The organism is Microbacterium sp. oral taxon 186 str. F0373, assembly GCF_000411455.1.
Taxonomy (GTDB): Bacteria; Actinomycetota; Actinomycetes; order Actinomycetales; family Microbacteriaceae; genus Microbacterium.
This window is the reverse complement of sequence record NZ_KE150461.1, coordinates 1-6,453: the sequence shown is the minus strand read 5'-3', so window position 1 is coordinate 6,453 and position 6,453 is coordinate 1. Positions and strand designations below refer to the sequence as shown.

The 6,453-nt window shown below is 68.1% G+C and carries 8 protein-coding genes; all 8 read right to left on the bottom strand.

Annotated features, from left to right (window positions below; genetic code table 11):
- Nucleotides 1-139 precede the first annotated feature (139 nt).
- Nucleotides 140-382 carry a hypothetical protein gene (locus HMPREF1529_RS15255; RefSeq protein ID WP_016465439.1) on the bottom strand — a complete coding sequence of 81 codons (243 nt, stop codon included), beginning with the start codon at nt 380-382 and terminating at the stop codon, nt 140-142.
- Nucleotides 383-410: 28 nt separating this feature from the next.
- A complete protein-coding gene (locus HMPREF1529_RS15250) occupies nt 411-806 on the bottom strand; it encodes a hypothetical protein (RefSeq protein WP_016465438.1) in 396 nt (131 codons plus the stop codon).
- Nucleotides 807-814: 8 nt separating this feature from the next.
- The gene (locus tag HMPREF1529_RS15245) at nt 815-1,015 is read right to left on the bottom strand and encodes a type II toxin-antitoxin system HicA family toxin (protein ID WP_016465437.1); all 201 of its coding nucleotides are present in this window, start codon (nt 1,013-1,015) and stop codon (nt 815-817) included.
- 44 nt (nt 1,016-1,059) lie between these two features.
- A complete protein-coding gene (locus HMPREF1529_RS15240) occupies nt 1,060-1,689 on the bottom strand; it encodes a hypothetical protein (protein WP_016465436.1) in 630 nt (209 codons plus the stop codon).
- Nucleotides 1,686-1,928, bottom strand: a complete 243-nt coding sequence (locus HMPREF1529_RS15235) for a glutaredoxin domain-containing protein (protein WP_016465435.1) — start codon at nt 1,926-1,928, stop codon at nt 1,686-1,688. Before HMPREF1529_RS15235 ends, HMPREF1529_RS15240 begins: the two co-directional genes overlap by 4 nt.
- Nucleotides 1,929-2,377: 449 nt before the next feature.
- On the bottom strand, nt 2,378-4,303 hold the full coding sequence (locus HMPREF1529_RS15230) for a hypothetical protein (protein WP_016465434.1): 1,926 nt from the start codon (nt 4,301-4,303) through the stop codon (nt 2,378-2,380).
- Nucleotides 4,303-5,025, bottom strand: coding sequence for a hypothetical protein (locus HMPREF1529_RS15225; RefSeq protein ID WP_232212151.1), 723 nt, complete (start codon nt 5,023-5,025; stop codon nt 4,303-4,305). The genes HMPREF1529_RS15230 and HMPREF1529_RS15225 overlap by 1 nt, the downstream gene beginning before the upstream one ends.
- A 247-nt stretch (nt 5,026-5,272) precedes the next feature.
- On the bottom strand, nt 5,273-6,352 hold the full coding sequence (locus tag HMPREF1529_RS16375) for a hypothetical protein (protein ID WP_232212150.1): 1,080 nt from the start codon (nt 6,350-6,352) through the stop codon (nt 5,273-5,275).
- Between the last annotated feature and the right edge of the window lie 101 nt (nt 6,353-6,453).

Here is a 6,453-nt window from a genome sequence, read left to right as displayed (position 1 = left end):
ACGGCCGCGACACGGCCGCGACACGGCCGCGCTCGGCACCGGCGGGCCCCAGCGGCGTCGGGGTGCAGGCGGCTACCGTCAGGGTGCAGACGGTAACGATCGCGCCGCACACAGCGTTTCGCAGCCGCATGGAGAGTTCCTAACGGGTCGCGCGCAAGGCACAGTCGGACTCGTCTGCGCCGATGTAGACGTCCTCGATCGAGGTGTCCACGTGGAGGTACTTCCCGGTTGCTTCCAACTCGTAGGCGATCTGCTGCTCGAACGAAGTCGTCGCGGAGCCGACATGTGGGAGGAAAGGGCCGTAGTTGGTGGTGCGCTCGGCGCCGGTTTTGTCAGTCGTCGTGACTCTGACGATCACGCTCGTGGCGGTGCGGGTTGTCATGGAGCGATCCTCTCTGGGGGTTCGGACGTTAGGCCGATGCCTTCTCGTCTAGGAGCTGGTACACCCGAGCCCGGGTCACGCCAAGGACGGCGGCGACCTCGATCGCGGAGAGCCCGTAGGTGTCGTGGAGCGCTCGCGCGGCCGCGCGGCGATCGCGCGCCGCTTGTGCGGCGACCTCGCGGGCTTCGTGTTCGAGTCGAGTCGCCTCGTTGAGCTGAGCGGCGACGCTCTCGGGCATGGTGATGACCGTCGCGACGTCGAAGCTGTCGGCGGGCACATCCTCCATAAGCGCGATGAGATCGCGGCCCATGTGCTCGACCTGATCGAGCTTGCGCGCCTGGGTGCGGTAGTCAAGCTCGGGAACGTCGACGATCCACCACTGACCCTCTCGGGTCGCGGTGAGCTGATAGGTCTTGCGGGTCATGTTCTGTCTCACTTCCACTCTTCGGGGAGGTGGCCGATCACCTTTTCGATCGACCTGAGCACCCCTGGGGAAATCCGGTTGTGGCGGGGGAGCGGGATCGAGCGAGCGCCCGGCTTGCTCCACTTCGTGTGGTCGCCCTTGTCGCTGGCAACCGAGTAGCCCTGCTCGCGTAGGAACTTCTCGACCTCGCCCCGCTTTGCTTCCTTCATAACTCTAGTATACCCCTCCCTATACATGCAATGTCAAGCCTGGCCTATACATCTGCGGCGAACTCGGTTCCGCAGATGCCGCAGAGGATGGGACCGGCCTCGATGACGGTCAGGGACGCGCGAATCTTGCGCCCGCAGCCGCACTCGGCCGATGCACCGTTGTTGTTGCTCTTACGGCCCCCGCCTACGGCGACGGCCTCGGCGCGACGGTGCGCCGTGATCGCCCGGTGGAGCATGGCGATGGTGTCGGCGTACGCGGCTTCGGTGCGCGCAGGGAGCGCGGTCACGCTCCACCCGATCCGGGCGTCGTGTTCGATGGTGAGGCCGAAGCTCTCAGCGATGCTCTTGAACTTCTGGTTGTGGTAGCGGCCCTGGCGGCTGGTGTCTTGGATGCCCCGGGCGGTCGCGGCGGCGTGTGCGGCCTCGTGTAGCAGGGTCGCGAGCACGGACGCTGCCCCGGCCGCGAGTCCTTCACCGCCGACGAACAGTTCGTGCAGCTCGTCGTCACCGCGCACCCAACGCTGTGCCGCGAAGTGGCCGAGCTTCATGCCCTTGGCGTCGCTGCCGCTGCCGAGCGTGACGACGACCTCGGGCACGTCCTGGTGACGCTCACGGATCGCGGCCCACGCTTCTTCGATCGCCGCCACCAGGGGAGCGGCCACCGTCGCGCTCACGCCGCGACCTCGATTCCGTCGATGAGGTCGGGACGGAAACCTGACCATGCCCCCGCGCCGTCGACCTTCACCACGGGGAGCTGAAGGAAGCCGAGCGCGCGCAGCTCGTCGGCCGCCCCCTCGTGCAGCTCGTCGACGTCGACGATGCGGTACTCGATCCCAAGCCCGTCCAGCGCACGATAGGTCGCGTTGCATTGCACACAGCTCTTCCGGCTGATGACGGTCACGTGAACGCTCATTGCTCTCTTCCCTTCCCCCTCACGTTTTTTTGCCGTGAAGGCGACTTGTCGCCGCTAGGACGGGAGGGTGGAGTGCAACCCGGAGGGCGGCGGGGGAGAGAATTTCGGCGCGAAATAAGGGAGCGCAGCGACCGCGTGCCGAAAATCTCGGCGGAGCCGGCGGCTTGCCGCTTGCGCGGAACCCGGACGTCCGTACGCTGCCGAAGGCTTCACGGCACAAAAACGGGTGCCCGGAGGGCACCTAGGACCGCGGCCGCGCAGCGGCCGGCCCCCACGGGCGCCTGCGCCCGCCCAGCCCCACGGGGGCTGGCTCCCCGTCCGGGGATCGTGGCCAGCGCCACGACTATCGGCCTCACACGCAGAAAGAGCCTGGCGGGAGCTGCTGCCCCCGCCAGGCTCCCTCAGAGCGCGGCAACCAGCCCCAAGGAGCCACGCGCCGGCTCATCGGTTCAGGCCGTGGCCTGCTCATCCTCTTCCACGGCAACATGCTCGTCGACCTCTGTCTCTGCCGCCGATGCCGGCCCCTCGATCACCGCCGACAACGTGGGGGAGGGGAGAGCGCGGAACACCGCGATCGCCCCTCCCTGGACGATGTAGAACTGCCCCACGGCCGCGCGGCGTACGTCATCCGGCGGGATCACGTACGTGTGCTGAGCACGCGCGGATCGCAGCTCTTCACCCGTCGCGGCGCCCGATGCTTCGAGGCGCATCGCAGTGCCGGCGAACGATACGACGTCCTCCGGATCTTTCGATCGACCGATCATCAGCGCCGCACCGCTGGACAGGGCACGGCGGCGGCGTGTCTCATCCTGTGAGACACCCGCGACCGACTGCGCAGCCAGCCAGAGGCCGATGCCGGCCGATCGGGCTGTCTCGAACAGCGACGCGGCGATATCGCCGGGGTCGCTGTCGTCCGTGACAAGTTGAGCGAACTCGTCGACGAACGCGACCGCGGGCGTCTTGTCGCGACGCGACAGGCGCGCGCTCATCCACCGCCGAAGGTCAGCGAGCATCAGGTCACCTACGGTGGCCTGTGCGCGGTCGGCGGGGGAGAGGGGAACGATCGTCAGGTCAGCGGTGCGGTTCTCGAAGCTCCACCCCGACGCCGACAGGTGCGGCTCCAACGGTCCCAGCGCCAACATGAGCCGGCTCGTCACGCGCGCGACGCGCGGCGTGTTGTTCTTGTCGACCGGCTCGTAGAGCATCGTGAGCTGAGCCTGATCCCGCACGTGCGAGGCGGGATCAGCGAGCCGGCCGAACAGGTCGCGCATCCCCGTCAGGGGAGCGTGCGCCTGGATCGCATTGAGCGCGGAGTTGACCTCATCGTTGTAGAACTGGCCATCGCCGGTCGACGTCGGCAGAGTCCGCATGATCTTCGACGTGATATCCGCGGCCGAGCCGGTGAACAGGTTCCACGGCTCTGCGACGCTGACGCTGTGACCGCGAGCTCGCGCGATCGCCGCGAGCTTGTCGGCATCGTCCGGGTCGCCCTTCGCGTCGATGAAGAACACCGGCCATCCTCGATCCAGAGCGGCGAGAATGCCGCCCTGGATGAGCACGGTCTTGCCGGAACCACTCTCCGCGAACAAGAGCACCCGCTGCGCGCCGGCCGATTCCGGCAGCACCACGTAGGTGCCGGCGGGATCGGTCCAGTCGGGCACCCTGCGGGTGTCCTGCATCCGATCCCCGATCGTGCGAATCGTCGGACGCTCAACCATCCCGATGCCCTGCAAGGTCACCCGTTCGCGGCCTCCACCCGCCTTCGGTCGCACGACCGGAACCGGGTGAGGGGCGACGACCAGCGCAGCGCGGCCGCTGGGAGCGAGAACCCCCGTGCGCGCGTCCAGACGCAACCCCATCCGGCGGGCGGTGACGATATCCGCCGCCCGCTTCCGTGCGCTCTCGATGTGCTCCTGCGTGAGCACATCGGGAACCTTCCGGGTGCGCACCAACTCAGCGATGCGGCGGCGGCGCCACGACCAGGCGACCGGCACCAGGAGCACCCCGAGAAGCAGATTCAGCAGCAGATAGGGCCACCAACTGGACAGCAGGGCGAGCGGCCACCCGTCGCCCTGCAGAAAGGTGCGCGCGTCCCCGCTCGCGATCCAGCCGGCCACCGCCACAGCCTCGGCCGTGAGCACAGCCGCGACGATCGCGACGGCCGCGGCATTCACCACCAGGTGCCACCGGTAGGTGACCCAGAACCAGTGCCGCTTAGCGACCCGGTTGCCGGCCAAGCCGGCCACCAGCAGCGGCACCGCCAAGGGCAGGAACAGCAGCACCAGGACGAGCGCGACGACGATCTGCAACACGCTGCCAACGAACTCGGTGGTGGCGTCCGTGGCAGGCTTCGGCTGCACGTTGGTCTGGCTCATCAATCCCTCCCTCCCCATACCGGCAAGGTCGGCGCCGGCACAACTGGCGCCGGCTTCACCGGCTCTTCCTCGAGCAATTGACCCGTACGTGTCAATTGCTCGAGCTGATCGGTCGACGCCCACAGCGCGTCCAAGCTCTCCACGATGTGCCCACGCTCGTCGAGCACGGGCAACGTCACCAAGCGGTCACGAACCGCCGGGTGCACCCACCTGTCGGCCTCACGCGCGACCGCACGCATCGCCGTGGGCGTGCCCACGTACACAACCCGCTCGACGCCCTCGGTCAACCAACGCGCGTGCCCGGAGAGGATCAGCTGATAGCGCGGCAGCGCCTTCGCTGTCAGCTCCACCTCCACCCGCTCGACACGTTCACCGCGTCGAGCGATCCCATCGGCCGCGTGCTCCCTCGTCGACCGGGGCTGAGTGTCGCGCTCCCACGAGTAGCCGGCGGCGAGGAACCGAGCCGACAAAGCGGCCACCGCGACCTCGTGTCGCGTCGTCGCCCGGAACAGATTCGGCGCCGACCGCCCCGACATCGCGTGAGACAACCACACCACCGATCCATCTCGGAAGATCGGCCGCGCGCGCTCGATCACGCCCGCCTCCACGCCCCGCGCGATCCACTGCTGAGCGCGCCGCGCCGACACCGGTTCTGACCTTCCATCCATCGCCGCCAGCACCCACCTAAGAGCCTCCGAGTCAGCGATACGCACCACCCGCATCCACTCGAAAACCCGCTCATCCCGCAACGTCACCTGCACCGAACAGCCCGCCTTCCGATCCCTGCCACACACACCATTTCTTGAACTGCCCTTGTCCTGCCGTACCCCCCAGAACTTTCCAACCTCCAGTCCGAAAAGTGTAACGCTGAGGGGTGGAGGTTGGAAAGCGCGAAGCGTGGGGGGGTACGGCAGGACAAGGGCAAACGAACCCATCGGGTTCGTTTGCCTATTCGCTCTGAGTGAATACTTAGACGAATAGTCGCTGTGGCTTGGGGAGGCGGGGGAATTGCGCGCGCATCGCGGCCAATGTTGCCTCGATCGCCTCCTGCTCGGCGTCGATCTGAGCGCGGCGCGCGGCATCGGCCGCGCTCTGCGCCGCAGCTCTCGCCATGCGTTCGCGCCGCTCCTGAGCGACCCGTTCGAAGGGCGCCAGCTCGTCTGCCGGCACCGCGACACGGAGCATCCACGCGAGGTATCCGAGCGGGTCACGCTGGTCATCGGGAGCGGCAATCCGGATGCCCGCGGTGCGCACGTGAGCCTCGATCCGGTCGACGATCTGCTGCACGGTCCAGCCTCGTTCCACGAGCTGCATTCGCTCCACGAGCGAGCACACTCGCCCGATGTGCCCGCCACGATCCAGCCACGGCATCCGCCTGGCAAGCCGCGCCGCGAGCTGCTGCACCGCGATCGCGCGAGGCGCCTCAGGAGCCGTTGGCCTGTTCCTCTTCGTCGTTGCTGGGCGCCGCGTAGCGGTGCCCTCACGAGCGCGCGAAGGCGCGCGCCTTGGTGATGAATGGAGAACGTGAGATACCTGCTCTCCTGACGGAGAGACAGGTAGGTGGACATTCTCCACAGCCCGAGGATCCTCGGATGCGCGGCCGGCGGTCGCTGTCGCCGGCATGATGAGCGCCCTCGTCGACGCCGCCCGCACCTGATCGCTCCCATGCGCCAGGCGCGCCTGCTCGCGCTCAGCGGTCGTTAGATAGCGCCCCTCGGCCACCGTGACCGCCAGGCCCAGAGCTTCCAGCAAATGCCGTGCACGCTGCACAGTCTTGCTGCTCATCCCGAGCTGCGCAGCGACCGTCTCGTGCGCCGTGGCCACGCCGCGGCCGGTCGCCCTGTCGGCCGACAACCGATCGGCGTACGCGACGCGCAGCAACGTGTCGGCCGCGACGCGCGCCATGCGGCGCAGCTCTTCACCCTCGGGCGTGCGCAGCGCGTCCATCACGGCGTCGAACCACGCCTCGGCCGACCACCAAGCCGGCAGCTCTGCGTACGCCCCAGAGGGCGCCGGCAGAGCCCACGAGCCGCGACGATCGCGCGACACGCCCGCGTGCTGAACCCTAGCGCTATGGCTATCAGGGCGCGCGTGAGCTAACCTATGCACATACCGGCCTTCCTCGGAGGGTGGGTACGACAAAGCCCCGC

Coding starts and splice junctions, on each gene's coding strand:
- HMPREF1529_RS15255 (WP_016465439.1), bottom strand. CDS start 382: ATGACAACCCGCACCGCCACGAGCGTGATCGTCAGAGTCACGACGACT.
- HMPREF1529_RS15250 (WP_016465438.1), bottom strand. CDS start 806: ATGACCCGCAAGACCTATCAGCTCACCGCGACCCGAGAGGGTCAGTGG.
- HMPREF1529_RS15245 (WP_016465437.1), bottom strand. CDS start 1,015: ATGAAGGAAGCAAAGCGGGGCGAGGTCGAGAAGTTCCTACGCGAGCAG.
- HMPREF1529_RS15235 (WP_016465435.1), bottom strand. CDS start 1,928: ATGAGCGTTCACGTGACCGTCATCAGCCGGAAGAGCTGTGTGCAATGC.
- HMPREF1529_RS15230 (WP_016465434.1), bottom strand. CDS start 4,303: ATGAGCCAGACCAACGTGCAGCCGAAGCCTGCCACGGACGCCACCACC.
- HMPREF1529_RS15225 (WP_232212151.1), bottom strand. CDS start 5,025: ATGCGGGTGGTGCGTATCGCTGACTCGGAGGCTCTTAGGTGGGTGCTG.